19 protein-coding genes and 2 tRNA genes are annotated in these 24,947 nt (G+C 52.3%); all 21 read left to right on the top strand.

The window, feature by feature from the left end; genetic code table 11:
* The gene (gyrA, locus tag CRN96_RS10610; RefSeq protein WP_097041947.1) at nucleotides 1-2,592 is read left to right on the top strand and encodes a DNA gyrase subunit A; all 2,592 of its coding nucleotides are present in this window, start codon (nucleotides 1-3) and stop codon (nucleotides 2,590-2,592) included.
* Between the two features lie 151 nt (nucleotides 2,593-2,743).
* The gene (locus tag CRN96_RS10615; protein WP_097041949.1) at nucleotides 2,744-4,081 is read left to right on the top strand and encodes a sodium/glutamate symporter; all 1,338 of its coding nucleotides are present in this window, start codon (nucleotides 2,744-2,746) and stop codon (nucleotides 4,079-4,081) included.
* Nucleotides 4,082-4,191: 110 nt separating this feature from the next.
* Nucleotides 4,192-4,635, top strand: a complete 444-nt coding sequence (gene hutP / locus CRN96_RS10620) for a histidine utilization transcription antiterminator HutP (RefSeq protein ID WP_097041952.1) — start codon at nucleotides 4,192-4,194, stop codon at nucleotides 4,633-4,635.
* An 87-nt stretch (nucleotides 4,636-4,722) separates the two neighbouring features.
* Nucleotides 4,723-6,213 carry a histidine ammonia-lyase gene (gene hutH / locus CRN96_RS10625; RefSeq protein WP_097041953.1) on the top strand — a complete coding sequence of 497 codons (1,491 nt, stop codon included), beginning with the start codon at nucleotides 4,723-4,725 and terminating at the stop codon, nucleotides 6,211-6,213.
* 11 nt (nucleotides 6,214-6,224) lie between these two features.
* On the top strand, nucleotides 6,225-7,886 hold the full coding sequence (gene hutU / locus CRN96_RS10630; RefSeq protein ID WP_097041955.1) for a urocanate hydratase: 1,662 nt from the start codon (nucleotides 6,225-6,227) through the stop codon (nucleotides 7,884-7,886).
* Nucleotides 7,883-9,118 (top strand): imidazolonepropionase, encoded by a 1,236-nt coding sequence (hutI, locus tag CRN96_RS10635; RefSeq protein WP_097041957.1) that lies wholly within the window; start codon nucleotides 7,883-7,885, stop codon nucleotides 9,116-9,118. Before hutU ends, hutI begins: the two co-directional genes overlap by 4 nt.
* Before the next feature lie 622 nt (nucleotides 9,119-9,740).
* Nucleotides 9,741-11,018, top strand: coding sequence for a serine--tRNA ligase (serS, locus tag CRN96_RS10640; protein ID WP_097041959.1), 1,278 nt, complete (start codon nucleotides 9,741-9,743; stop codon nucleotides 11,016-11,018).
* A gap of 63 nt (nucleotides 11,019-11,081) precedes the next feature.
* Nucleotides 11,082-12,002 (top strand): DUF2232 domain-containing protein, encoded by a 921-nt coding sequence (locus tag CRN96_RS10645; protein WP_097041961.1) that lies wholly within the window; start codon nucleotides 11,082-11,084, stop codon nucleotides 12,000-12,002.
* A gap of 5 nt (nucleotides 12,003-12,007) precedes the next feature.
* Nucleotides 12,008-13,984, top strand: coding sequence for a DHH family phosphoesterase (locus CRN96_RS10650; RefSeq protein ID WP_097041962.1), 1,977 nt, complete (start codon nucleotides 12,008-12,010; stop codon nucleotides 13,982-13,984).
* On the top strand, nucleotides 13,981-14,427 hold the full coding sequence (gene rplI / locus CRN96_RS10655) for a 50S ribosomal protein L9 (protein ID WP_097041964.1): 447 nt from the start codon (nucleotides 13,981-13,983) through the stop codon (nucleotides 14,425-14,427). The genes CRN96_RS10650 and rplI overlap by 4 nt, the downstream gene beginning before the upstream one ends.
* 26 nt (nucleotides 14,428-14,453) lie before the next feature.
* Nucleotides 14,454-15,842 (top strand): replicative DNA helicase, encoded by a 1,389-nt coding sequence (gene dnaB, locus CRN96_RS10660; protein WP_097041966.1) that lies wholly within the window; start codon nucleotides 14,454-14,456, stop codon nucleotides 15,840-15,842.
* A gap of 114 nt (nucleotides 15,843-15,956) precedes the next feature.
* Complete coding sequence (locus CRN96_RS10665) at nucleotides 15,957-17,243, top strand: adenylosuccinate synthase (RefSeq protein WP_097041968.1); 1,287 nt, start codon at nucleotides 15,957-15,959, stop codon at nucleotides 17,241-17,243.
* A gap of 368 nt (nucleotides 17,244-17,611) precedes the next feature.
* A tRNA-Glu gene (locus CRN96_RS10670) sits at nucleotides 17,612-17,683 on the top strand.
* Nucleotides 17,684-17,722: 39 nt separating this feature from the next.
* Nucleotides 17,723-17,795: transfer RNA gene (locus CRN96_RS10675), tRNA-Asp, on the top strand.
* A gap of 171 nt (nucleotides 17,796-17,966) precedes the next feature.
* On the top strand, nucleotides 17,967-18,668 hold the full coding sequence (gene yycF / locus CRN96_RS10680) for a response regulator YycF (protein ID WP_097041970.1): 702 nt from the start codon (nucleotides 17,967-17,969) through the stop codon (nucleotides 18,666-18,668).
* 13 nt (nucleotides 18,669-18,681) lie between these two features.
* A complete protein-coding gene (gene walK, locus CRN96_RS10685) occupies nucleotides 18,682-20,523 on the top strand; it encodes a cell wall metabolism sensor histidine kinase WalK (protein ID WP_097041972.1) in 1,842 nt (613 codons plus the stop codon).
* Nucleotides 20,516-21,829: a YycH family regulatory protein gene (locus CRN96_RS10690; protein ID WP_097041973.1), complete on the top strand. Its 1,314-nt coding sequence runs from the start codon at nucleotides 20,516-20,518 to the stop codon at nucleotides 21,827-21,829. The genes walK and CRN96_RS10690 overlap by 8 nt, the downstream gene beginning before the upstream one ends.
* On the top strand, nucleotides 21,829-22,599 hold the full coding sequence (gene yycI, locus CRN96_RS10695; protein ID WP_097041975.1) for a two-component system regulatory protein YycI: 771 nt from the start codon (nucleotides 21,829-21,831) through the stop codon (nucleotides 22,597-22,599). The genes CRN96_RS10690 and yycI overlap by 1 nt, the downstream gene beginning before the upstream one ends.
* Nucleotides 22,600-22,604: 5 nt before the next feature.
* A complete protein-coding gene (locus CRN96_RS10700) occupies nucleotides 22,605-23,393 on the top strand; it encodes an MBL fold metallo-hydrolase (RefSeq protein ID WP_097041976.1) in 789 nt (262 codons plus the stop codon).
* 282 nt (nucleotides 23,394-23,675) lie between these two features.
* Entirely contained in the window at nucleotides 23,676-24,023 is a 348-nt protein-coding gene (locus CRN96_RS10705; protein ID WP_097041978.1) for a zinc ribbon domain-containing protein YjdM, read from the top strand.
* Between the two features lie 156 nt (nucleotides 24,024-24,179).
* On the top strand, nucleotides 24,180-24,941 hold the full coding sequence (locus tag CRN96_RS10710) for a threonine/serine exporter family protein (protein WP_097041980.1): 762 nt from the start codon (nucleotides 24,180-24,182) through the stop codon (nucleotides 24,939-24,941).
* Nucleotides 24,942-24,947: the final 6 nt, after the last annotated feature.

Below are 24,947 nucleotides of genomic sequence, written 5' to 3' on the forward strand. Positions count from 1 at the left end.
ATGGCAGATGAAAAACGAGATCAAATGCAGGAAATCAACATAAGCAAGACGATGCGCACATCCTTTTTGGATTATGCGATGAGCGTCATCGTCTCGCGTGCCCTGCCAGATGTCAGGGACGGCATGAAGCCGGTCCACCGCCGCATATTGTACGGCATGTATGACAACGGCATGACTGCAGATAAACCTTATAAGAAATCAGCACGTATCGTCGGTGACGTCATGGGTAAATACCATCCCCACGGCGACTCGTCGATATATGAAGCGATGGTCCGCATGGCCCAGGACTTCAGCTACCGCTACCCGCTCGTCGACGGCCAGGGCAACTTCGGCTCGATGGACGGCGACGGTGCTGCAGCGATGCGTTATACGGAAGCGAAGATGAGCAAGATTTCAGCAGAGCTGATGCGTGACATCAACAAAGATACGATCGATTACATGGACAACTATGACGGCAACGAACGTGAACCCGTCGTCCTGCCCGCACGGTTCCCGAACCTGCTCATCAACGGGACGAGCGGCATCGCCGTCGGCATGGCGACGAACATCCCGCCGCATAACCTGACCGAAGTCATCAATGCAGTGCTTGAAATCTCAAGGGACCCTGACGTTACGCTGTCCGAACTGATGGAGCACGTGCAGGGGCCGGACTTCCCCACTGCCGGGCTGATCGTCGGCAAGAGCGGCATCCGCCGTGCGTATGAAACCGGGCGCGGATCCGTCCTGATGCGGGCACGTTGTGAAATTGAAATGATGAAGAACGGCAAGGAACGGATCGTCGTATCGGAGATCCCCTATCAGGTGAACAAGGCAAGGCTCGTCGAAAAGATCGCCGAGCTCGCCAGGGATAAAAAGATCGAGGGCATCACGGACCTCAGGGATGAGACGAGCCTGAAGGAAGGCGTCAAGATCATCATTGAAATCCGTAAGGATAAGAATGCGAACGTCATCCTGAACAACCTGTACAAGCAGACGCCGCTGCAGTCCACATTCGGCGTGAACATGCTTGCGCTGGTCAATGGCGAGCCGGTCATCCTCGGACTGAAGGAAGCGCTCGTCCATTACCTCGATCACCAGAAAGTCGTGGTCAGGCGCCGTACGGAATTTGATCTGAAGCGGGCACAGGACCGTGCGCATATCCTGGAAGGGCTGCGCACCGCCCTCGACCATATTGACGCGATCATCTCCCTGATCCGCGGTTCATCCAATGATGAAGAAGCGAAGAACGGCCTGATGTCGGACTTTGATTTATCCGACCGCCAGGCCCAGGCGATCCTCGACATGAGGCTCCGCCGTCTGACGGGACTCGAGCGGGATAAGATCCAGGCTGAGTATGATGAGATCATGAAGACGATCGAAGAGCTTAAATCGATCCTCGCAAGCGAAGAGAGACTGCTTGAAATCATCAGGGAGGAACTGGTTGAGATCAGGGACCGTTACGGTGACGAACGCCGTACGGAAATCACCCTCGGCAGCCTCTCCGACATCGAGGATGAGGATCTGATACCTGAAGAGCAGATCGTGGTCACACTGAGCCACAACAGCTACATCAAACGCCTGCCTTCATCGACATACCGTGCACAGCACCGCGGCGGCCGCGGCGTGCAGGGCATGAACACCGTCGATGACGACTTCGTCAGCCAGCTCGTGACGATGAGCACGCACGACTATATTTTATTCTTCACGAATAAAGGCCGCGTGTACAGGCTGAAAGGCTATGAAATACCGGAGCTGTCACGCCAGTCGAAGGGCATCCCGATCGTCAACATGCTTGAAATCGACAAGGATGAGAAGATCAGCACGATCATCGGCGTGAAGGATAAGGATACGGAAGGCATGCATCTTGTCTTCGCAACGAAAAAAGGTGTCGTCAAACGTTCCTCCCTCGACAACTTCGACCGCATCAACAAAAACGGTAAGATCGCGATCACTTTCAGGGAAGATGATGAGCTGCTCGCCGTCAGGTTGACGGATGGGGAGAAGGAAGTCATCCTCGGCACGAAGAAAGGCGCCCTCATCAGGTTTGATGAGAGGCAGATCAGGAACATGGGCCGGACTGCTGCGGGTGTACGCGGCATCAGGCTGCGCGGGGATGATGAGGTCATCGGCCTTGATGTCCTCTCTGAAGGCCAGGAAGTGCTGGTCGTGACATCGAACGGTTACGGCAAACGCACACCGGAAAGAGAATACCGCAGTGCAAACCGCGGCGGCATGGGTGTGAAGACGGCGAACCTGAACGACCGCATCGGCGACCTCGTCTACATTGCGGCCGTGAACGGCGATGAGGACCTCATGATCGTCACGGACTACGGTGTCATCATCCGGCTTGTGATGGAAGAAGTTTCCGTGACCGGCCGGAACACCCAGGGCGTGCGGCTGATACGCCTCGCCGACGAGCATAACGTCGCGACGGTCGCAAAAGTCAAGGAGGAGCTGGAAGAAGAAGAGCTCACCCTTGACGGTGATGAAAAGATCGAAGAACAGATCGAGGAAGAGATGGAAGAGAGACTCGATGAAGAGGATCATGAAATAACGAGTGATGTCGAAGAACCGGTGGAAGAAGATGACGGTTCGGCGGATCGCCCGGAATAATGATTGATGGCAGGGCGTCAGTGAAATGACGCCCTGTTTTTTTTGGAAAAGGCTTTTTATTCTGATTGTGTGAAATAATTATCATTTACAAAATTTGTCTGGTCTGCTATCTTTCAATAGATTGGACTTTTTAATTTCAAGGAGGTTTCTTATGGAATTCAGTATTTGGGATGTCTTGATCGACTTCTCCATCATTTCGGGGTTACTGCTTGTGGGTGTGCTTCTGAGAGCGAAATTCGTCATCATTCAAAAGTCATTCATGCCGGCAAGCATCATCGCAGGGCTTCTCGGTCTGATACTTGGGCCGTTTGCACTTGATATTCTGCCATTTTCGGAACTGATCGGTACATATCCGGGCATGCTGATCGCCTTCGTCTTTGCGGCACTGCCTTTTGCGACGGGTAAATTCAAAGTCAAGGAAGTCATCAACAAAGTCGGCGGACTGTGGTCCTATTCGCAGACGATCATGATACTTTTCTACAGTCTTGGACTGCTGTTTGCACTTGTCGTCCTGGCGCCTTTCTTCACCGACTTACATAACGGCTTCGGCCTCCTGCTTGCGGCAGGTTTCGTCGGCGGGCACGGTACTGCCGCTGCGGTCGGTGAAGCTTTCGCGCTGCAGGGATGGGAGGATGCAACTTCCATCGCGATGACGTCGGCGACGGTCGGCGCACTGACGGCGATCACCGTCGGCCTGCTGCTGATCAAGCGGGCTGCGTCCAAAGGGCAGACGAATTACATCGAGGATTTCAAAAATCTGCCGAACGGGCTGCGTACCGGCCTATTGCCGGAAGATGAGTGGAAATCCGCGGGTGAAAGCAAGATTTCATCCATTGTGATCGATCCGCTCGTATACCACCTGATGTTCATCGTCATTGCGACGGGCATCGGATATTACTTGAGTGTACTCGGTGAACAGCTCCTTCCGGACGTTGCGATACCGGCATTCTCCCTTGCATTCATCGTCGCCCTCCTCATCAGGCTGGCGACGGAGGCGACGGGTGCGGACAAGTATCTGGACAGGGAGATCTTCTCCAAGATCAGCGGCGGAGCGACGGATTACCTGGTCGCTTTCGGCATCGCATCCATCAACTTGACGATCGTTGCACAGAATCTTGTGCCGTTCATCCTGCTGATGGCTTTCGGCATACTCCTTGCGATCTTTTTCTACCGTTTCCTTTCCGGATACTATTTCCAGGAAAACTGGTTTGAAAAAGGAATCTTCACATTCGGATGGATCACAGGCGCTGTGGCGATGGCCATCGCACTCATCCGGGTGGCGGATCCGAAACAGGAAAGTGAGACGCTTGAGGACTTCGGTCTCGCCTACGTGCCGATTGCACCGGTTGAGATCGCCTTGATCACATTCGGGCCGCTCTTCATCGCGGGCGGACAGCACTGGCTGTTCATAGGCATATCATTCGTCCTTGTACTGATGATTTTATTCTTCTCATACTCCCAGGGATGGGTCAAAAAATCTCGTACATGATGAATATCGGAAGGACAGCTTACGCTGTCCTTCTTTTTATTTGATTGATAACTTTTCATGAAAGCGCTATAATTAAGACAGTCAATAGTGATCAGAAGAGGTAAAGAATAATGGGGAATGGACAGATGAATGATATCGGCAGGCTTGCGGCACTTGTGGTGCTGACGGATGAAGAGACGGCCCGGGGCATTGCGCCGCATTTATCGGAATATGAAGTGGTGACGGGCAGGGTCGGATCAATGGAACTGAAGAAAGTGATCGCTTCTGTTGAAACCGCAGCGAAACGCGGCAGTCTGATCGATGGGGACGTCTACCGGGAGACACATGCACTGTATCATGCCATCATCGAAGCGGCTGAAGGTGTCACAAGGGGAAAACTCAGCGTGGGCGAAATCATGCGCACGGTGGGATTGTCATTTTCAGTGGTCAGGGGCAGACCTTACGAAGACGAACGTGAAGGCGAATGGCTCGCCGTCTGTTTTTACGGGACGATCGGGGCGCCGATAAAAGGCAAGGAACACGAGACGCTCGGTCTCGGCATCAATCATATATAAAATCATTGTCATAGATATCAGTTAACAGGGACATCGTTACCAGGGGGTAACCATGTCTTTTTTTAATGGAAAAAAGGAGGGGGAGACATGACTGTTTTGGAGTTGACGGGTGAAGATTTGACGATTGAAATGATCAAAGATTTCCTGGGAAATAGTGATGCGGTGGTGGAAATCACGGAAGAAGGCTACAGGAAAATAAACGCCTCAAGGAAAATCGTCGAGAACATCATCCGGGAAGGGAAGACGATCTACGGTATAACGACGGGGTTCGGGCTGTTCTGCGATGTCCTGATCTCAAAGGAGAAAGCGATCGACCTGCAGGCGAATCTGATCCGCTCCCACTGCTGCGGCGTGGGCAGGCCGTTTTCGGAGGATGCGGTGCTTGTGATGATGATACTCCGGCTGAATACGCTGGTCAAAGGCCATTCAGGTGTCACGGCGGACCTGGCGGATCAGCTGAAGATGTACATCAACGAAAGGATCATACCGAAGGTGCCGGAACAGGGGTCGCTCGGCGCATCGGGGGACCTCGCCCCACTCGCCCATATCGCGATCACGCTGATGGGCGAAGGGGAAGTCTACTACGAAGGGGAACTGAGGCAGACTGCGGACGTGCTTGAAGTGCTTGGCATCACACCGCTTGCGCTCCGGGAAAAGGAAGGCCTCGCAATGATCAACGGCACGCAGCCGATGACGGCCCAGGGGGTGCTGAACTACATCGAAGCGGAACATCTGATGGAGGCGTCGCTCTGGATTGCCGCCCTAACCCATCAGGCACTGAACGGCATCACGGATGCCTACAACGAAAAAATCCACGCATCCCGCGGCTATACAGCACAGATATACGCCGCAGAGCGGATGCGCGAATACTTGGAAGGATCACGCCTCACCACACGCCAGGGGGAGGTGCGTGTGCAGGACGCCTACTCCATCCGCTGCATCCCGCAGGTCCACGGGGCTTCATTCCAGACGCTCGAATATGTGAAGGACAAGCTCGAGACCGAGATGAATGCGGCGAACGACAACCCGCTCATCTTCAGCGAGGATGAAGTGTTCTCGGGCGGGAACTTCCACGGGCAGCCGATTGCGATCGCGATGGACCTGCTTAAGATCGGCGCGGCTGAAATTGCCAATATATCGGAGCGGCGCATTGAACGTCTGGTCAACCCCGCGCTGAACGGGGATCTGCCGGCATTCCTGAGCCCGGAGGAAGGGTTCCAGTCGGGTGCGATGATCCTGCAGTATGCGGCGGCGAGCCTGGTATCGGAAAATAAAACCCTCGCCCACCCTGCAAGCGTCGACTCGATTCCATCGTCGGCCAATCAGGAGGATCATGTATCGATGGGGACGATCGGTGCGCGGCATGCGCGGGATATCATAGACAATATGCGGAATGTGCTTGCGATTGAACTGCTGATCGCGCTCACCGCCGTCGAATTGAAGGGGAAGGAAAAACTGTCGCCGAAGACAAGGGAGAAATTTGAGGAATACCGCCTGGTTGCGGATTTTATTGAAAAAGACCGTGTGTTCAGCATGGATATCGAAAATTTAAGTCTGGCACTGAGTGCCGTAAAATAAGGGGTGTCGGTATGTCGAGGAAAATAACTGCCAAAAAAGGTCTGGAGATCGAATGCAAGGGATGGGAGCAGGAAGCGGCGCTCAGGATGCTGTACAACAATCTGGATCCGGAAGTCGCAGAAAGGCCTGAGGACCTCGTCGTCTACGGGGGCATCGGCAAGGCCGCGCGCAACTGGGAGGCGTTCGAGGCAATCGAGAATACGCTGCGTGAGCTGGAGAAGGATGAAACGATGCTGATCCAGTCAGGCAAGCCGGTCGCGGTGTTCAGGACGCATGAAGAGGCGCCGAGGGTTTTATTGTCGAACTCGGTACTGGTGCCGAAATGGGCGAATTGGGAGCACTTCAACGAGCTCGATAAAAAGGGGCTGATGATGTACGGCCAGATGACCGCGGGTTCGTGGATCTACATCGGCTCGCAGGGGATCGTCCAGGGGACATATGAAACGTTCGCAGAACTTGCGAATCAGAATTTTGAAGGATCGCTTAAAGGCAAAATCGTCCTGACCGCGGGCCTCGGCGGCATGGGCGGTGCACAGCCGCTTGCGGTGACGATGAACGGGGGCGTTGCACTGTGTGTTGAAGTGGATGAATCGAGGATTGACAAGCGCCTTGAGACGAAATATCTGGATGTGAAGGCTTATACTCTGGAGGAGGCGCTGAAGCTCGCGGGAGATGCACGGGACGAGGGCCGGCCGCTGTCGATCGGACTGCTCGGCAATGCAGCGGAGATGCTGCCTGAAATTTTGAAGGGGGATTTCAGGATCGATGTGGTGACCGACCAGACTTCGGCGCATGACCCGCTGAACGGCTACATTCCGGAAGGTTTTTCACTTGAGGATGCGGCGGAACTGCGGAAGGAAGATTCAAAGGAGTATGTGAGTGCAGCATCTGCATCGATGGCAAAGCATGTTGAGGCGATGCTCGGCTTCAAGGAGAAAGGCGCCGTCGTCTTCGACTACGGCAACAATATCCGCCAGGTCGCATTCGATGAGGGGGTTGAAAATGCTTTCGACTTCCCGGGGTTCGTGCCTGCCTACATCCGCCCCCTCTTCTGTGAGGGCAAGGGACCGTTCAGGTTCGTCGCACTGAGCGGGGATCCGGATGACATCAAAGTCGCAGATGATAAAATGCGCGAGCTGTTTCCGGAGAATGAGAAACTGCTGCGCTGGCTCGATATGGCACAGGAGAAGATCGCCTTCCAGGGGCTGCCTGCGCGGATTGCGTGGCTCGGCTACGGTGAACGGATGAAGATGGGACTTGCATTGAATGAGCTGGTGGCGTCGGGTGAGATTTCGGCACCGGTCGTCATCGGACGGGATCATCTGGATTCCGGGTCCGTTGCGAGCCCGAACCGCGAAACCGAAAGCATGAAGGACGGGAGTGATGCGGTCGGCGACTGGGCGATTTTGAATGCGCTTGTGAACACCGCTGCCGGCGGTTCATGGATCAGCGTGCACCACGGTGGCGGCGTCGGCATGGGCTACTCCCTCCATGCGGGGATGGTCGTCGTTGCGGACGGCACTGAAAAAGCGGCCCGCCGGCTTGAACGTGTGCTGACGACGGACCCGGGGATGGGTGTCGCAAGGCACGCGGATGCAGGATATGACATTGCGATCGAGACCGCGTCGACGCGCGGCGTGAATATACCGATGCTGGAGGAGAATGAAAAATGAACGATCTGATCATAAAGAACATAAAGTCACTGATACTGCCGAAGAAGTCGGATGGGCCGTTGAAGGGCGCGGAGATGGATGAACTTGAAATCATCGATGATGCGATGATCGTCGTGGATGACGGTAAAGTCGTCTATGCCGGGGAGACCTCGGATGAATATGATGCGTCCGAAGTGGTTGATGCCGGGGGCAGGGTCGCCTCCCCCGCCCTCGTCGAACCGCATACGCATGTCGTCCACGGCGGCTCGCGCGAACATGAGATGGCGCTGAAGCGGCAGGGCGTTGATTACCTGAAGATACTGGAACAGGGCGGCGGCATTTTGAACACCGTCGAACAGACGCGGAAGGCGACGTTTGATGAACTGCTTGAAAAGGCGTCGACGAACATCACCCGCATGATCCAGCATGGCGTGCTGACGGTCGAAAGCAAGAGCGGCTACGGCCTGGACCGTGAAAATGAGCTGAAGCAGCTGAAAGTGTCGAAGGCACTGGAGGAGAAGTTCCCTATCGTGATGCGCCACACCTACCTTGGACCGCACGCGATACCTAAAGGCCGGAATGCCGATGAATTCATGGATGAGATGATCGCCCTCCTGGATGAAGCGAAGGATTACGCGGATTTTGCGGACGTGTTCACCGAGACCGGCGTGTTCACGGTCGAACAGTCGAGGAAGTACATGGAAGCGGCACGTGAGAAGGGTTTCCGCGTGAAGATCCATGCCGATGAAATCGACCCGCTCGGCGGGCTGGAGCTTGCGATCGAGCAGGATGCGGTGAGCGCGGACCATCTTGTTGCGGCAAGCGAGGAAGGGAAAAAGCAGCTCGCGGAGTCGGACACCGTCGCCGTCCTGCTGCCCGGTACGACGTTTTATCTCGGGAAAGAGAAGTACGCCGATGCACGCGGCATGATCGACGGCGGCGGTGCAGTGAGCCTCGCCACCGACTACAACCCGGGAAGCTGTGTGACCGACAACCTGCAGATGATCATGGCGATCGCCGCCTTGAAGCTCAAGATGACGCCGAACGAGATTTGGAACGCGGTCACCGTCAATGCCGCGCACGCCATCGATGCGCCCGACCGCGGGACGCTTGAAGTTGGGGATGCTGCCGATATCGTCATCTGGGACGCGCCGAACCATGAGTACATCCCCTACCACTACGGCGTGAACCATGCATATCAAGTTTTCGCCGACGGACGCCTGTTGTATGAACGGCCGGGGCTGAAGTTTTGATGATGAAGGACATCTGCGGTGGAAAAATCCGCAAGGTCTGTCTGTGAACCCACGCAGGGTTGCGAAAATCGTGTCCGGATTCGCAAGGTTGATCTTTGAACCCATGCAGGGTTGCGAAAACCGGGTCTGGATTCGCAAGGTTGGCCTGAAAACCTATGCAGGGTTGCGAAAATCGGGTCCTGATTCGCAAGGTCGGCCCGGAAACCCACGCAAGGTTGCGAAAACCACCTCCGGATTCGCAAAGTTGGGACAGAACCTCACCCAGAGTTGCGAAAAATGACCGACATACAATCCAAAACCCGCCACCCTGCCCTATCGGGCTTGCATTTTCCGCCGCTGCGTTATAAAATGGCACCAAGTCAATTGAATATTCACTGCTTTGAAGGAAACAGTAGCATGATCCAATTTCAGAGAGGCCATGGTCGGTGGGAATGGTCAGCGGACAATGTGAATTTCCATCCTTCGCACAAAAAGCAGCCGGCATTTCCAAGTGCCGTTAAATGAATGAGATGGTGCCGTCACGGCACTAATTAGGGTGGCAACGCGTAATCCAAACCACGTCCCTTACATAAGGGGATGTGGTTTTTTATTTTACAAATAAAAATCGCAGGAGGCGGATATAATGCTTGATATAAAAGTGATCAGACAGGATACCGAAATGGTGAAGGAGAAAGTGACGAAGCGAGGCATGGATGCAGGCGTGATCGACGAGATCCTGAATCTCGACGGGGAACGCAGGGACCTCATCCAGAAGACCGAGGAGCTGAAGAGCCGGAGGAATAAAGTATCCGGTGAGATCGCGCAGAAGAAAAAGAACAAGGAAGATGCCGAAGACGTGATCAAGGAGATGCGTGACGTCGGTGAGGAGATCAAGCAGATCGACAACCGGCTGAACGAGGTCGAAGACAAGTTCCATGACTTGATGAGCGGCATCCCGAATCTGATCCACGACGATGTGCCGGAAGGCGCGGACGACTCTGAAAACGTCGAAGTGAGGCGCAGCGGTGAAACGCGGACGTTCGACTTCGAACCGAAACCGCACTGGGATATCCTCGAAGACCTTGAGCTTGCCGATTTCGAGCGTGCAGCCAAAGTGTCCGGCGCCCGTTTCGTCTATCAGACCGGCGACGGCGCAAGACTTGAGCGTGCGCTGATGAACTTCATGCTCGATGTGCACAATAAAAATGATTACCGTGAAATGATGACGCCGCAGATCGTAAGGGCCGGTGCCATGTACTCGACCGGCCAGCTGCCGAAGTTCGCAGAGGACCTGTTCAAACTCGAAGACACGGACATGTATACGATCCCGACATCTGAAGTGACGCTCACCAACTACTACAAGGACGAAACGCTCCCAGACGACATGCTGCCGGTCAAGTTCACGGCACAGACGGCATGTTTCAGGAGTGAGGCGGGTTCTGCAGGACGTGATACACGCGGCCTGATCCGGCTGCACCAGTTCAACAAAGTGGAGATGGTGCGCATGGAGCGCCCGGAGGATTCTTGGGCCGCGCTCGAGGAGATGACGCAGCATGCGGAAAACATCCTCGACCTGCTTGAAATCCCCTACCGCACAGTCATACTCTGCACCGGCGACATCGGCTTCGGTTCTTCAAAGACATACGACGTTGAAGTCTGGCTGCCGAGCTACAATGACTACAAGGAAATCAGCTCTGTTTCAAACATGACCGATTTCCAGGCGCGCCGGGGCAACATCAAGTTCAAGCGCAGCAAGGATTCGAAGCCTGAACTGCTCCACACGCTGAACGGGAGCGGCCTTGCGGTCGGCAGGACGATGGCGGCGCTCCTCGAAAATTACCAGAACGAAGACGGCACCGTCACGATTCCCGAGGTGCTTAAGCCCTATATGGGTGGTCAGGAAGTCCTTAAAAAGGTATAATGAACCATAGTCAATGCTCCTATTCTCCATAGGAGCTTTATTGCGTATTGAAAGGGTGTTTATTTGAAACCAAATGTTTCGCTGGGTCAGACGTTTCTTGCGATTTTAATCAGCTTCGTGTTCATTGCCATCACCACCATAAGCGTTTTGCTCGGCGCGGTGATCCTGCCGCTCGTGGTCTATTATCTGCTCAACATAAAGCATAAAAGTAATTATCATTTCTGGCTGATATTCATCAGCTTCCTGCTGCCTGCATTTCTGTTCCTCTCCCCCGTGATTTGGATGTGGTTTGTGGTATTATATATACTGACTGCAGTGATCTACCATACTTTAAGCAAAGGTTTTTCACAGGAACTAACGCTCTTCTACGGCACATTCGCACTGATGCTGAGTGTCGTGGGCGGATTGAATCTCCTTCAGATGACAGGGGTCATCAATCCCCTGGCGGATACATATATGGATGTAAGGAACTGGTATGTCGAACAGGTTGAGGGCATGGGGGCCCTGAACTTCGCAGCACTTGATATCGACGTGTTCCGGATGGCGCTCGACCAGCTGTTCATCCAGCTGCCGGCCTTCATCACGATCATTTCATTTTTTGTCGTGCTCTACACCGTATTGATGTTAAGATTATTGTTACAGAATAAAGAACTTAAACCGTGGCCGTACTTGTCGTTCAAAGACTGGGCGTTCCCGAGGTTCATATTATATTTATTTTTCATCTTGTATATAGTCTCACTCTTTACATCTCCTGAAGACACATTCGGAACGATCATCAGCAACGCCTATGTGGTGGTTGAATGGGCAGTGTTCCTGCATGGACTCAGTTTCGCTTATTTCTTCTTCCTTGAGAAGAACATGAATAAAGTCCTCGCCATCCTGCTGCTGATTCCGCTTGCGATACTCAGACCCTTGACAGTCATAATCGGTCTCCTGGAAATGGTCTTCAGATTCAGATTATCGATGAAACTAAAAAGGAAGTGAAGCAGATGTTCAACATTATAGACAAGAAATTGATTTATATCCCGTTTGGAATAGCTGCGTTCCATATACTAGTGTTGAATATCTTTGTGATGGCCAATCACGTGCGTCTCGGCCTTATTGTACTGTTATTCAGCATCATTTTGATGCTTGCCGTATTCATGTACCTGGCGCGTTCGATCACAAGCAGCGAAGAACGTTCAAGGAAGATCGTCTACGGCATCGCCGGTTCACGGAAATATGCGGTCGATGAACTGCCTGCCGGCCTGATCCTCCTGAACGATGATGACGAAATCGATTATATGAATCCCCAGATACTGGAGGAACTGACCGAAGAAAAGATCGGTGAACCGATCAACCGGATCTTCTCAAACATCATGACCGCACTCAAGGCGAACAACATGAAAGTGATCGAGTCCTCCCATAACGGGAAGGACTACCGGATCTTCTGGGAAGAGGAGCACAAGGCGCTCCATCTGCTCGACATCAGCAAGCAGCGGCAGCTGGAGAACCGTGTGGAGGAAAAGACGCCGGTCATCGGCATCCTTTATCTGGATAACTACGATGAAGTCACCCAGAACATGAGTGAGGCTTTAAAGAGTGAGCTGAACAACTCGGTCACCAATACGATCAATGACTGGGCGGACCGCCATCACGTCTACATCAGGCGTTTCTCACAGGACAGGTTCATCATCGTCCTGAACTCCAAAATACTGAAGGATATCGAGGAGACGCGGTTCAACCTGCTGGATGAAGTCCGCGACCGTTCCGATGAGATCGGCGTGCAGATCACGCTCAGCATCGGCATCGGGGAAGGCACAGATGAGTTCATCGAGATCGGCGAGCTCGCCCAGTCCTCCCTCGACCTTGCGCTCGGCCGCGGCGGTGACCAGGTGGCCATCAAGGCGGCAAACGGCAACGCACGGTTCTACGGCGGCAAGACCGACCCGATGGAAAAACGCACACGCGTCAAAGCACGCGTCGTCGCCCACGCGCTCCGGGACATCCTGCTTGAGGGGGACAATGTGCTCATCATGGGCCATAAACGCCCCGATATGGATTCGCTCGGCGCTTCCCTCGGAATCGCGAGGCTTGCTTCAATGAACGACATAGAAGCGCGTATCATTTTAAACGAGGAAGACATAGATGATACCATGCAGAGGGTGATGAATGAAGTCATCGAGCGCGAGGAACTGATGGAGAAATTCGTGACCAGCGAGGATGCATGGGATTTGATGAATCCGAAGACGACGGTCGTCGTCGTGGATACGCACCGTCCGGCGATGGTCCTTGATGAGGACATACTGAACAAGGCGACCCGCAAAGTGGTCATCGACCATCACAGGCGCGGGGATGACATCATCTCCAATCCCCTCCTCGTCTATATGGAGCCGTATGCATCCAGTGCAAGCGAACTGGTGGCCGAACTGATCGAATACCAGAACGTCGAGAAGCGGCTGTCGCGCATCGAGGCGACGGTGATGCTGACGGGGATCATCGTCGATACGCGGAACTACACGCTGCGCACGGGTTCAAGGACATTCGATGCCGCAAGCTTCCTGAGGAGCCACGGCGCGGACCCGGTGCTTGCCCAGACGTTCCTGAAAGACGATATCGATACATTCATCGCACGGAGCGACCTGATCAAATCGGCGGAAATCCTCGACAACGGCGTCGCCATCGTCAAATCCGATGCATCGATGAGCTATCATCCGGTGACGGTCGCACAGGCGGCCGACCAGCTGTTACAGATCGAAGGCGTCAAGGCATCGTTCGTCATGGCATACCGCGAAGATGATTCGGTCGGCATCTCCGCACGCTCATTCGGCGAGATCAACGTCCAGCTCGTCATGGAGGCACTCGGCGGCGGCGGCCATCTGACGAATGCGGCGACCCGCATCCAGGACCGCCCGATCGACCTTGTATATGAAGATTTAGTGAAAGCAATCGACGAAGCTTTAGAAAACAGGAGTGAAGAAGAATGAAAGTAATTTTGTTGAGTGATGTAAAAAACCAGGGTAAAAAAGGTGAAGTCAAAGAAGTCGCAACAGGTTATGCACAGAACTTCCTGATCAAAAAAGGCCTTGCCGAAGAAGCGACGCCTGCCAACCTCGAGAAGCTCAAAAAGCACAAAGATCAGGTTGCACAGGAAAAGGAGCAGGAGCTCGTGGACGCACAGCTTCTGAAAACGGAGCTTGAGTCCAAAGAAGTGGAAATAAAGACCAAGTCCGGCGAAGACGGCCGCCTGTTCGGTTCCATCAGCTCGAAGCAGGTTGTCGATGCGTTCGAAAAACAGCACAACCTTAAGATCGACAAGCGGAAATTGAACATGGACCAGCCGCTCAAAAGCCTCGGCTACCATAAAATGAAGGCGAAACTTCATCCGGAAGTTGAAGCTGAGATCAAAGTCCACGTTGTTGAACAGTAATATGCACAGTAAAGGAGGGATTGATTATGAATGGCAATCACCAGATGCCGCATGATGTTGAAGCGGAACAGTCGGTTCTGGGTGCGATTTTAGTCAATCCCGAAATTTTCATCACGATCCAGGAAAGGCTGGATCCCGAAGATTTCTACCGCAATGAGCATCAGCAGATATACCGCGCGATGGCGCTGCTGAGTGAGGAGCGGACACAGATCGACCTCGTGACGCTGACCAACCAGCTGCGCACGATGGACCAGCTGAACGTGGTCGGCGGCCCCCGGTACCTCGGGGAATTGTCCGAGTTCGTACCGACCAGTCTGAACTGGTCTTTTTATTCCGATATCGTCAGCAAGTATTCACTGCGGAGGAAATTGATCGAAACCGTGAGCCAGATCGCAACCGACGGCTTCTCAGAAGATGTTGAAATCGAGGACATCCTGAATGAGGCGGAATCGAAGATCATGTCGATTTCCGAATCCCGCCGCAACGAAGGATTCAAATCGATGAAGTCCGTCGTCCATGAAGTGTATGAGCAGGTCGAGGCGCGGGCCGGCCAGAAGTCGCTGACCACCGGGATCCCGACGGGTTACCGGGACCTCGACTTCATGACGTCCGGCTTCAACCGGAATGACCTCATCATCATCGCCGCCCGCCCTTCCATGGGTAAGACGGCATTTGCACTGAATATCGCAGGCCACGTCGGGACGTCACAGGATAAATACACTGTGGCGATTTTTTCCCTTGAGATGGGTGCCGACCAGCTGGTCACGAGGATGATATCCTCAAAAGGCATGATCGATGCGACCAAGCTCAGACAGGGCAACCTCGAACATCAGGACTGGGACAACTTTACGACGGCCATCGGCCAGCTTGCGGATTCGAAGATATTCATCGATGACACCCCCGGCATACGGGTCACCGACATCCGTTCAAAATGCATGCGGCTGAAGCAGGAGCACGGGCTCGACATGGTCATCATCGACTATCTGCAGCTGATCCAGGGTTCCGGTTCACGGGGCAGCGACAACCGCCAGCAGGAAGTCTCGGAAATCTCGAGGATGCTGAAGGCGCTCGCCCGTGAGATGGAATGCCCGGTCATCGCCCTCTCACAGCTGTCTAGAAGCGTGGAATCGCGGCAGGACAAGCGGCCGATGATGAGTGACCTGCGTGAATCGGGTTCGATCGAGCAGGATGCGGACATCGTCGCCTTCCTCTACCGCGAGGATTACTACACACGCGGTGACGGCGAGGAAGAGGATGCCGGCGCCCAGAAGGAACAGGATGAGATCGAGATCATCCTGGCCAAGCACCGTAACGGTCCGACAGGCACGGTCAATCTGATCTTCAACAAATCGTATAGTACGTTTTTTGACCAGGATACACGGGATTACGGGGATGGATACATCCCGCCAAACTAAAATGCGAATGTTTTTATAGGGTGTCTATAAAAACGTTCGTATTTTTTGTTGCATCTTGCATGCTATATTGGTAGAATGTAACGGTATTCTATTGAATAAATTGGAGGCTCTTAAATGTCTGGTACAGTAGTGGTTGGAACGCAGTGGGGAGACGAAGGTAAAGGGAAGATAACGGATTTCCTGTCGGAGGATGCAAACATCATTGCACGTTTTTCCGGCGGCAACAACGCGGGTCACACGATTCAGTTCGGCGGGGAGACTTATAAACTGCATCTCGTGCCGTCGGGTATATTTTACGATGATAAGCTGTCCCTGATCGGCAACGGCGTGGTCGTCGATCCATTATCCCTGATCAAGGAGCTGGATGGCCTGATCGAACGCGGCATCGATGTCGACAACCTGCGCATCTCCAACAGGGCTCAGGTCATTCTGCCGTATCATCTTGCACAGGATGAGCTGGAAGAAGAAGAACGCGGTGCAAACAAGATCGGTACGACAAAGCGCGGCATCGGCCCGTGCTATGTGGACAAAGTGCAGCGCATCGGCATCCGCATGGCCGACCTCATAGACGATGAAGTGTTCAAGAAGCGTCTGGATGAGAACCTGAAGATCAAGAATAAAACGCTCAAAGCCCTGTACGGTCATGACGGTTTTGACTTCGAGGACATCTACATCCCCTACCGGGAAGCGGCGAAACGTCTCGCACCTTATGTGGCAGATACTGCGAAGATCCTTGACGATGCCTTCCAAAATGATGAAAAAGTTTTATTTGAAGGTGCACAGGGTGTGATGCTCGATGTCGACCACGGCACGTATCCATTCGTGACTTCAAGCAACCCGATCGCAGGGAACGTCACCGTCGGCTGCGGCGTCGGCCCGACAAACGTGAAGAATATCGTCGGTGTGTGCAAAGCGTATACATCGCGCGTCGGCGACGGGCCCTTCCCGACCGAGCTGTTCGATGACCAGGGAGAGCACATCCGTGAAGTCGGCCGTGAATACGGTACGACGACCGGACGTCCGCGCCGCGTCGGCTGGTTCGATACGGTCGTCGTCCGCCATTCAAGACGCGTGAGCGGCATCACCGATCTTTCGTTGAACTCGATTGACGTACTGAGCGGCCTTGAGACGGTCAAACTCTGCACCGCCTATGAAATCGACGGCAAGGAGATCACCGAATACCCTGCCACACTCGATGCACTCGAGCGTGCAAAACCGGTATACAAAGAAATGCCGGGCTGGAGCGAAGACATCACAGGCGTCAAACACCTGGATGAGCTCCCTGAGAACGCGCTCAACTACCTGCGCGAAATCGAAAGACTGTGTGATGTGAAAGTGTCGATCTTCAGTGTCGGCCCGGACCGCACACAGACTAACCTTTTGAAGGATTTCTGGAAATAGGATTTTGAATCGGACCCGCTGCTGCGGGTCTTTTTTTGTTTTTGGTGAATTCGATTAAGTTTGCGATTTTGTGTGACTTAATCGAATTTGTCCTCGCATTTCGATTAACTTGGCGATTTAGCGTGACTTAATCGAATTTACCTCCGCATTTCGATTAACTCCCTGATTTCCCGAAACTTAATCGATTCCAGCCCACAGCCGAATAAACTCCTCCACCCTCCCCGTCATCCATCTCCCCCACCCACCTCCAAACCGCAAAAGTTTCACAACAAAACAGCCAAAACTAAAAAAATCTCATAAATTCTTCATAATCAACTTGAAATCAAAAATGCTTTCATGTTATAATCAATCTTGTGCCATATGATGATGGCCCGTTGGTCAAGCGGTTAAGACACCGCCCTTTCACGGCGGTAACACGGGTTCGAATCCCGTACGGGTCACTTTTTTACAATTTCATAAACTGACATCTTTAATGATATGGTCCCGTGGTGTAGCGGTTAACATGCCTGCCTGTCACGCAGGAGATCGCGGGTTCAATTCCCGTCGGGACCGTCTTCAGAAAGTCATCAACATAATTGTTGGTGACTTTTTTGTAATCTCCAATTTTCTGGATGATGGATAAATTCATTCAAAAATGATACATTATGAATGGGTAATTTTATAATTTGGCCATTAATGTGAAAGAAATATCAATATAACCGATAATTAAAGTGAGGGAAGATAATGCCAAAAAAAATAGTGGTCGTCGATGATGAACGTCCAATTGCGGACATACTGGAATTCAACCTGGAAAAGGAAGGGTATGAGGTCCACAGTGCATATGACGGTAATGATGCACTCGAGCTTATCCTGGAAGTGGTTCCGGATATAGTGCTCCTGGATATCATGCTGCCGGGCATGGACGGCATGGAAGTCTGCCGTGAAGTCAGGAAGAAACATGATATGCCGATCATCATGCTGACGGCAAAGGACTCCGAAATCGATAAAGTGCTCGGGCTTGAACTTGGCGCGGATGATTATGTCACCAAGCCTTTCTCGACGAGGGAACTGATTGCGAGGGTCAAGGCGAACCTGCGGCGCAACACCGCCCAGGCGAAAGTCGAAGAAGAACCTGAAAACAATAATATACAGATCAAGGACATCACGATCATCCCGGAATCGTATGCGATCAAGAAAAACGGTGAAAGCATCGACCTGACGCACCGGGAATTCGAGCTGTTCCATTATCTGACCCAGCACATCTCCCAGGTGATGACACGTGAACACCTGCTTGAGACTGTATGGGGCTATGACTATTTCGGGGATGTGCGGACGGTCGATGTGACTGTGCGCCGCCTGCGGGAGAAGATTGAAGATGATCCTTCCCATCCGGAATATCTGATGACACGCAGAGGTGTGGGATACTTTATCCAAGGCACCGAATAAAGGAGCATAATATATGAAGCAGTTTTTAAGAAATCTGCAATCCCTGCATATTAAATTGGTCATTATATATGTGCTCCTGATCGTCATCGGGATGCAGATCATCGGTTTGTATTTTACAAACACCCTTGAACGTGAACTGACCGAAAATTTCCAGGATAACATCGAAACACAGGTGGATCTCATCGATACGAGGATTCAGGAGTTACATACCGAATATCAGGATGATCTGGGCACATTGAGTGAGGAAGTCCAGAGTCTGTTGTCCGAATTCGGGAACCGTCCTGAAATCGATGAGATCCGTTTTATAAACAGCGACAATATCCTGGTCGCCACCACCCGCATTTCGAACGAACCGAATATCGGTTCGCGCATCAACGAGCCTTTGACCCGGGAAGCAATATCCACGGGTTCAAGGAATGACGAGATATTCGTCAATGTCAATCAGGATAATCAGCGCACATGGCTGCTCAACCATCCGGTCGTGAACAACGGCCAGGTGCTGGGTGCGGTTTACGTTTCCTCGAATATCGAAACCGTCTATCAGCAGCTCGAGGCGATCAACAATACATTCATCATCGCAACCATCATCTCCCTGATCATCACAAGCATCCTCGGCATCTTCATAGCCAGGACCATCACCAAACCGATCACGGATATGAGGAACCAGGCGCTGATGATGTCGGAGGGCGATTACACTTCCAGGGTTAAAATCTACAGTAATGATGAGATTGGCGAACTCGCCGGCTCCTTCAACATCCTGTCGAAACGCGTCCAGGAAGCTCAGGCCAACACCGAAAGTGAAAGGAAGCGCCTGGATTCGGTCATCACGAACATGTCGGAAGGGATCATTGCGACCGACCGCAAAGGCCGGATCACGGTCATCAACGAGATGGCGCTCGATATGCTGAACATACCTAAGGATGAAGATCTCCACGGGAAGAATATGCTGAAAATACTGAGGCTCGACGAGGAGATGACGCTTGAAGACATCCAGGAGATGAATGAAAGCCAGCTCCTCTTTACAGACAGTGATTATGAAGCAGCCATACGGGCAAACTTCTCGACCATATATAAAGATACAGGATTCATGAACGGTTATATCGCCGTACTCCACGATGTGACGGAGCAGGAGAGGATCGACAACGAACGCCGCGAGTTCGTGGCGAATGTATCCCATGAACTCCGCACACCGCTGACTTCGATGCGCTCCTACATCGAGGCACTGCAGGAAGGTGCATGGCAGGATGACCAGCTCGCCCCGCGCTTCCTCAGCGTTACACGGGATGAGACCGACCGCATGATCCGCCTTGTGGAGGATCTGCTCCAGTTATCCAGGATGGATAACGAAGCCGAAGAGATCAATAAAGAAATCGTCGATTTCAACATGTTCTTAAACCGGATCATCGACCGCTTCGAAATGACGCACAAGGGCGAGGTCGAATTCATCCGGAATATACCGGATACTGCGATGTTCTCAGAGATCGCCATGGATAAGATGAGCCAGGTGCTGGATAACGTCATATCGAATGCGATCAAATATTCGAACAGGGAAAACAAACGCGTGGAATTTCATGTGAAACAAAACGTCCTGTTCAACCGTATGACCATCCGCATAAAGGATAACGGGATGGGCATCCCGGCCAACAAAGTCGACCGCATATTCGAGCGTTTCTACCGGGTGGACAAGGCGCGTGCACGCAAAAAAGGCGGCACAGGCCTCGGTCTCGCCATCTCCAAGGAGATCGTAGAGGCGCATAACGGACGTATCTGGGCCAACAGTCTGGAGGGGGAAGGCACGACGATATTCATCAATCTGCCGTGTGAGACACTCGGAGAGGATGGTTGGGATGAATAAGGAGAATGTGAAATCAGTCGTCCTCCTCCTACTCGTCATTTCAAGCCTTGTCCTCACCCTCATGGTATGGAGCTATCAGCCTGAATTCTCCGAAGTGGAGACCGAGATCGAAAGGACCGCCAACCTCGGCCCGGGCGAACCCGTGCCGTTCCAATCGGTGATGCGCGCCTACCAGCTCGTCTGGGTGAATGATGAAGATGTTCAGGGGACGATCGAAGAAGAAGCGGTCGTCGGCATACGCGAGTACATCGACGGGACGGAAATCACGGACATCGATGTCTACAACAGCTTAAGCCGGCTGTCGCCGAGCAGGAACGAAGAGGACGATGAAGAATTCCTCATCGTGGATTATGCATCCGATATGCCGACCCACTCACTGTTCGAAGTGCTTGATTTCGAATATGAAGGTGATTATCCGGACTACAGCTATAACCGCATCATCGTGGATCTGGTTGAGCCGCAAGTCAACTTTTATCTGATCAATGAAGCGCTGGACAGGGTCGCCATCGCAAAGACCAATCTCGAAAGCGACTATTTGAAGTCTCTGCTTGAAGCGCACAGCGGCCTGTTCGAAGACTACACGGCCGTGATCACCAACCAGCAGACATCCAACAATAAGACGGCGATTTACGGCCCCACCGCCCCCGGCGAGATGCCGGTCGAGACATTCCTGTACAATGTGCTCAGTGTGGACACCGTGAACAACATGCTGTTCCTGGATGATGAGTACACGATGGAAGGCAATGACGGGCCGTACGTATATGAGGGTGAATCGAACATCGCGACATACAACAGCGACTCATATGCCTACAGCTATAATAATCTGGAGGAATCCCTGACCGGCGGGAGCGATCCGCATCAGACGATTCAGCTCAGTTTTTATTTCCTGAGGTCCCATATCGGGATCGATCAGCGGCATGTCCTGTTCGACTACATCGGTGATGAGAACAATTCGGTGTACCGCTCCTCGATGAACGGCCATTTCGTCTTCAGTGACGAGATCTCCACGACGATCTCCGTCAAATACGGCGAACATGCCGTCTATGAATACGCAAGGCCCCTGATCCGGGTGAATGCCCAGGTACCGGGGTCGGAGAGCCGGGAGCTGCCGCCGATTGAAAATGTCAGATATGAAATCGCGTTGAATGAAAATTATGACCTGCAGCATGTGACGAAAATAACGATCGGCTATAATATGGCGTTTTCGACAGCCGAAAATGAAATCAACGTCGTTCAATATACACCTTCCTGGTACGTCAAATATGACGGCCAGTGGATGAGGTTCGATGAAGGGAGCCTGAACTGATGGATTGGAAATTGACTAAGTCCCTCTATATCGTCGTCTTCCTTCTGATGAATATCGCCCTGATTTATATATACATGTATGAACACCGGGAGGCTGTGGATGAAATCGAGCAGTCGCCCGATATTTTAAGCCGCACGGACATCAATATGGAAAATATCGAAGGCTACGACCCTGTCGAGATGAATATACTGACCGGTACGATCGAGGATTTTACTACCGCGGACGACCTGCCCCCGGAGGTGGAGGCGGATGACCTGACCGGTACGAAGATCACTGTGGAGTTCGAGGAAAGCGGCCCGACGATGCTCGAGCAGAATCTCGAAAATTATACGGATGATTATGTTTACAGAGGGCAGGAGTACAAGTATGATGAAGTGATGAGTACACCCGAACAGTTCGTCTTCAACCAGGTATATGAAGATTTTCCGATCTTCAACCATGAGGCGGCACGGATCGTCTTCCGCGGCGAAGGCCGTCAGGTCAAAGTCATGGAACAGACCCGGCTGACGGACCTTGTGGAGAACGAGTACACCCTGGATCTCCCGGCCAAATCCCCGACGGAAGTGGTCGAGGAGCTGTATGAACTGGAGAAGATATCTGATGAAGCCGTAATCAATAAAGCCCGCCTCGGCTATTACATCATCCTCGCAGATGACGGCAACGTGATGCTGAGACCTAAATGGGAGCTCGAGATCACGGATCAGGAACTGACCAAGACGATGTATGTGGATGCGACGACGGATTCAGGTGAAATAATTGAAAGTGAGTGAGTGACATGAGAATGAGCGTGTTAGCCAGTGGATCATCAGGCAACAGCACTTATGTGGAAACAGAAAAAGGCAGCCTGCTCATCGACGTGGGACTGACGTGCAAAAGGATAGAAGAAGGGTTGAACCATATCGGCACCTCCCTTAATAATATAGATGCGATACTGATCACCCATGAACATTCCGATCATATAAAAGGCCTGAAAGTCATCGCGAAAAGGTATGATATACCGATCTTTGCGAATGCGCAGACATGGCTGCAGCTCGACCGGAAGAACATAGAAGTGCCTTCGGAGCAGAAGTTCCATTTCAATCCGCTTGAGACGCGGGAGATCATCGGTATGGACGTCGAATCGTTCCACGTGTCCCACGATGCGATCGACCCGCAGTTCTATACATTCATGAAAGACGGCAAGAAACTTTCCGTCCTCACCGATACGGGTTATGTATCCGATCAGATGAAAGGCATCATCAAAGAAAGCGACTGCTTCATATTCGAAAGCAACCACGATGTGGACATGCTCAGGATGGGAAGATACCCCTGGGTGACGAAACAGCGTATCCTTTCGGATGTGGGCCACGTTTCAAATGAAGATGCGGCACATGCGATGAAGGACGTCATCACGGACCGGACGAAGCGGATCTATTTGAGCCACCTGAGCCTCGACAACAACATCAAAGAGCTCGCCAAAATGAGCGTCGAGCAGATATTGAACCAGTACGACATCGATACGGATAACGATATCCAGCTGCATCATACAGATAAGAACACCCCGACGGAGATTTATACCATCTGACTTACCCACAGGCTGTGGATAAACCCTGTTGATAACTGTGGATAAAAATATGCAGAAACACCGCATCTTAATGAGAGGATGCGGTTTTTTTTATTTGAAAAACCTGTTATACCAGGCTTCCGGCGTATCTTTTCCAGAGTCTGAAAATGAATATGCACCATCACCCGCAGCGTTATCCACAGAATATTGTAACATCTGTGGGTAAAGTATATTTTTTGTGAATAGTTTGATAAGATTGTGGATAAGTGAATGAATGATTAAAAACTTATTGGAGGAATTGAAATGGCGACTTTACCGAACTGTCCGAGCTGTGATTCGGAATATACGTATGAAGACAGCGGATTGCTCGTGTGCCCGATGTGCGGTCATGAATGGACGAAAGCATCCGAACTGGAAGCCGAGGAAGAGGCCCTTGTGAAGGATGCGAACGGGAATGTGCTGAATGACGGGGACAATGTGTCCGTCATCAAAGATCTGAAAGTGAAAGGCTCTTCAAATGTCATCAAGCAGGGGACGAAAATCAAGGGAATCCGCCTTGTCGACCCGGATGACGGGCATGACCTCGACTGCAAAGTGCCGGGTTTCGGCAAGATGGCATTGAAATCTGCCTTCGTCAAAAAGATAGACTGAAGATATTTCGATGAAGTTATCCACAGAATATTGTGAGCAACCTGTGCAAAACTGTGGATAACTGTGAAAAAATCGTGGATAAGGCGAGTGGAACCCGCATGAATAGGGTTTTCATTCGCTTTTATGTTTTAATGTAAGTAATAAATATAAGTGGTGATGCATATGACGGACTTGCTTGAAAATGAAGAGAAAATCAAAGACGTGGTGATGCTCGCGGCCCGGATTCTGCTCGAAGCAGGCGCCGAAGGCACCCGTGTGGAGGATACGATGACTTACATATCCTCAGCGTGCGGCTATAAGTCATCCAACAGTTTTGTCACGAACACGGTCATCACTTACCTGCTCCATAACGGCACGCACCCCAGAATATACAGGATCCAGACGAGGGACACGAACCTCATCCGGATATCGGAGACGAACCGCGTCTCCCGTCATATCGTTGAGGGGAAGATCACGCTCGATGAGGCATGGGATAAGCTGAAATACATCAATGAAAGAATCGATGACCATCCCCTGCCCTTCAAGGCATTCGCAGGCGGCATGGTGGGGCTGAGTTTCCTATATCTCCAGGGCGGCCTCCTGATTGATGTGCCGACCGCAATACTTGCAGGTGGGATCGGCTATTTCATCACGGAATATTTATCGCAGAAGATCGAAGCCCAGTTCATCCCGGAATTCATCGGCTCATTCATCATTGCACTGCTCGCGGCCTTCGGCCATATGCTGGTGCCCAGCGGCGAGCTCTCCATCATCATCATCTCGGCGGTCATGCCGATCGTGCCCGGGGTGCTCATCACTAATGCCATCCAGGACATGTTCGGCGGGCATATGCTGATGTCGATCACCAAGCTTCTGGAGGCGCTCGTCACCGCCTTCGGCATCGGGGCCGGGGTCGCCACGGTATTGATATTCTTATAAAGGAGG

Origin of the sequence: Salinicoccus kekensis (genome assembly GCF_900220995.1) — a bacterium.
GTDB lineage: Bacteria > Bacillota > Bacilli > Staphylococcales > Salinicoccaceae > Lacicoccus > Lacicoccus kekensis.

Excerpts from the sequence above, each read along its gene's own strand:
- gyrA (WP_097041947.1), top strand. The coding sequence starts at position 1 with ATGGCAGATGAAAAACGAGATCAAATGCAGGAAATCAACATAAGCAAG.
- CRN96_RS10615 (WP_097041949.1), top strand. The coding sequence starts at position 2,744 with ATGGAATTCAGTATTTGGGATGTCTTGATCGACTTCTCCATCATTTCG.
- hutP (WP_097041952.1), top strand. The coding sequence starts at position 4,192 with ATGGGGAATGGACAGATGAATGATATCGGCAGGCTTGCGGCACTTGTG.
- hutH (WP_097041953.1), top strand. The coding sequence starts at position 4,723 with ATGACTGTTTTGGAGTTGACGGGTGAAGATTTGACGATTGAAATGATC.
- hutU (WP_097041955.1), top strand. The coding sequence starts at position 6,225 with ATGTCGAGGAAAATAACTGCCAAAAAAGGTCTGGAGATCGAATGCAAG.
- hutI (WP_097041957.1), top strand. The coding sequence starts at position 7,883 with ATGAACGATCTGATCATAAAGAACATAAAGTCACTGATACTGCCGAAG.
- serS (WP_097041959.1), top strand. The coding sequence starts at position 9,741 with ATGCTTGATATAAAAGTGATCAGACAGGATACCGAAATGGTGAAGGAG.
- CRN96_RS10650 (WP_097041962.1), top strand. The coding sequence starts at position 12,008 with ATGTTCAACATTATAGACAAGAAATTGATTTATATCCCGTTTGGAATA.
- rplI (WP_097041964.1), top strand. The coding sequence starts at position 13,981 with ATGAAAGTAATTTTGTTGAGTGATGTAAAAAACCAGGGTAAAAAAGGT.
- dnaB (WP_097041966.1), top strand. The coding sequence starts at position 14,454 with ATGAATGGCAATCACCAGATGCCGCATGATGTTGAAGCGGAACAGTCG.
- CRN96_RS10665 (WP_097041968.1), top strand. The coding sequence starts at position 15,957 with ATGTCTGGTACAGTAGTGGTTGGAACGCAGTGGGGAGACGAAGGTAAA.
- yycF (WP_097041970.1), top strand. The coding sequence starts at position 17,967 with ATGCCAAAAAAAATAGTGGTCGTCGATGATGAACGTCCAATTGCGGAC.
- walK (WP_097041972.1), top strand. The coding sequence starts at position 18,682 with ATGAAGCAGTTTTTAAGAAATCTGCAATCCCTGCATATTAAATTGGTC.
- CRN96_RS10690 (WP_097041973.1), top strand. The coding sequence starts at position 20,516 with ATGAATAAGGAGAATGTGAAATCAGTCGTCCTCCTCCTACTCGTCATT.
- yycI (WP_097041975.1), top strand. The coding sequence starts at position 21,829 with ATGGATTGGAAATTGACTAAGTCCCTCTATATCGTCGTCTTCCTTCTG.
- CRN96_RS10700 (WP_097041976.1), top strand. The coding sequence starts at position 22,605 with ATGAGAATGAGCGTGTTAGCCAGTGGATCATCAGGCAACAGCACTTAT.
- CRN96_RS10705 (WP_097041978.1), top strand. The coding sequence starts at position 23,676 with ATGGCGACTTTACCGAACTGTCCGAGCTGTGATTCGGAATATACGTAT.
- CRN96_RS10710 (WP_097041980.1), top strand. The coding sequence starts at position 24,180 with ATGCATATGACGGACTTGCTTGAAAATGAAGAGAAAATCAAAGACGTG.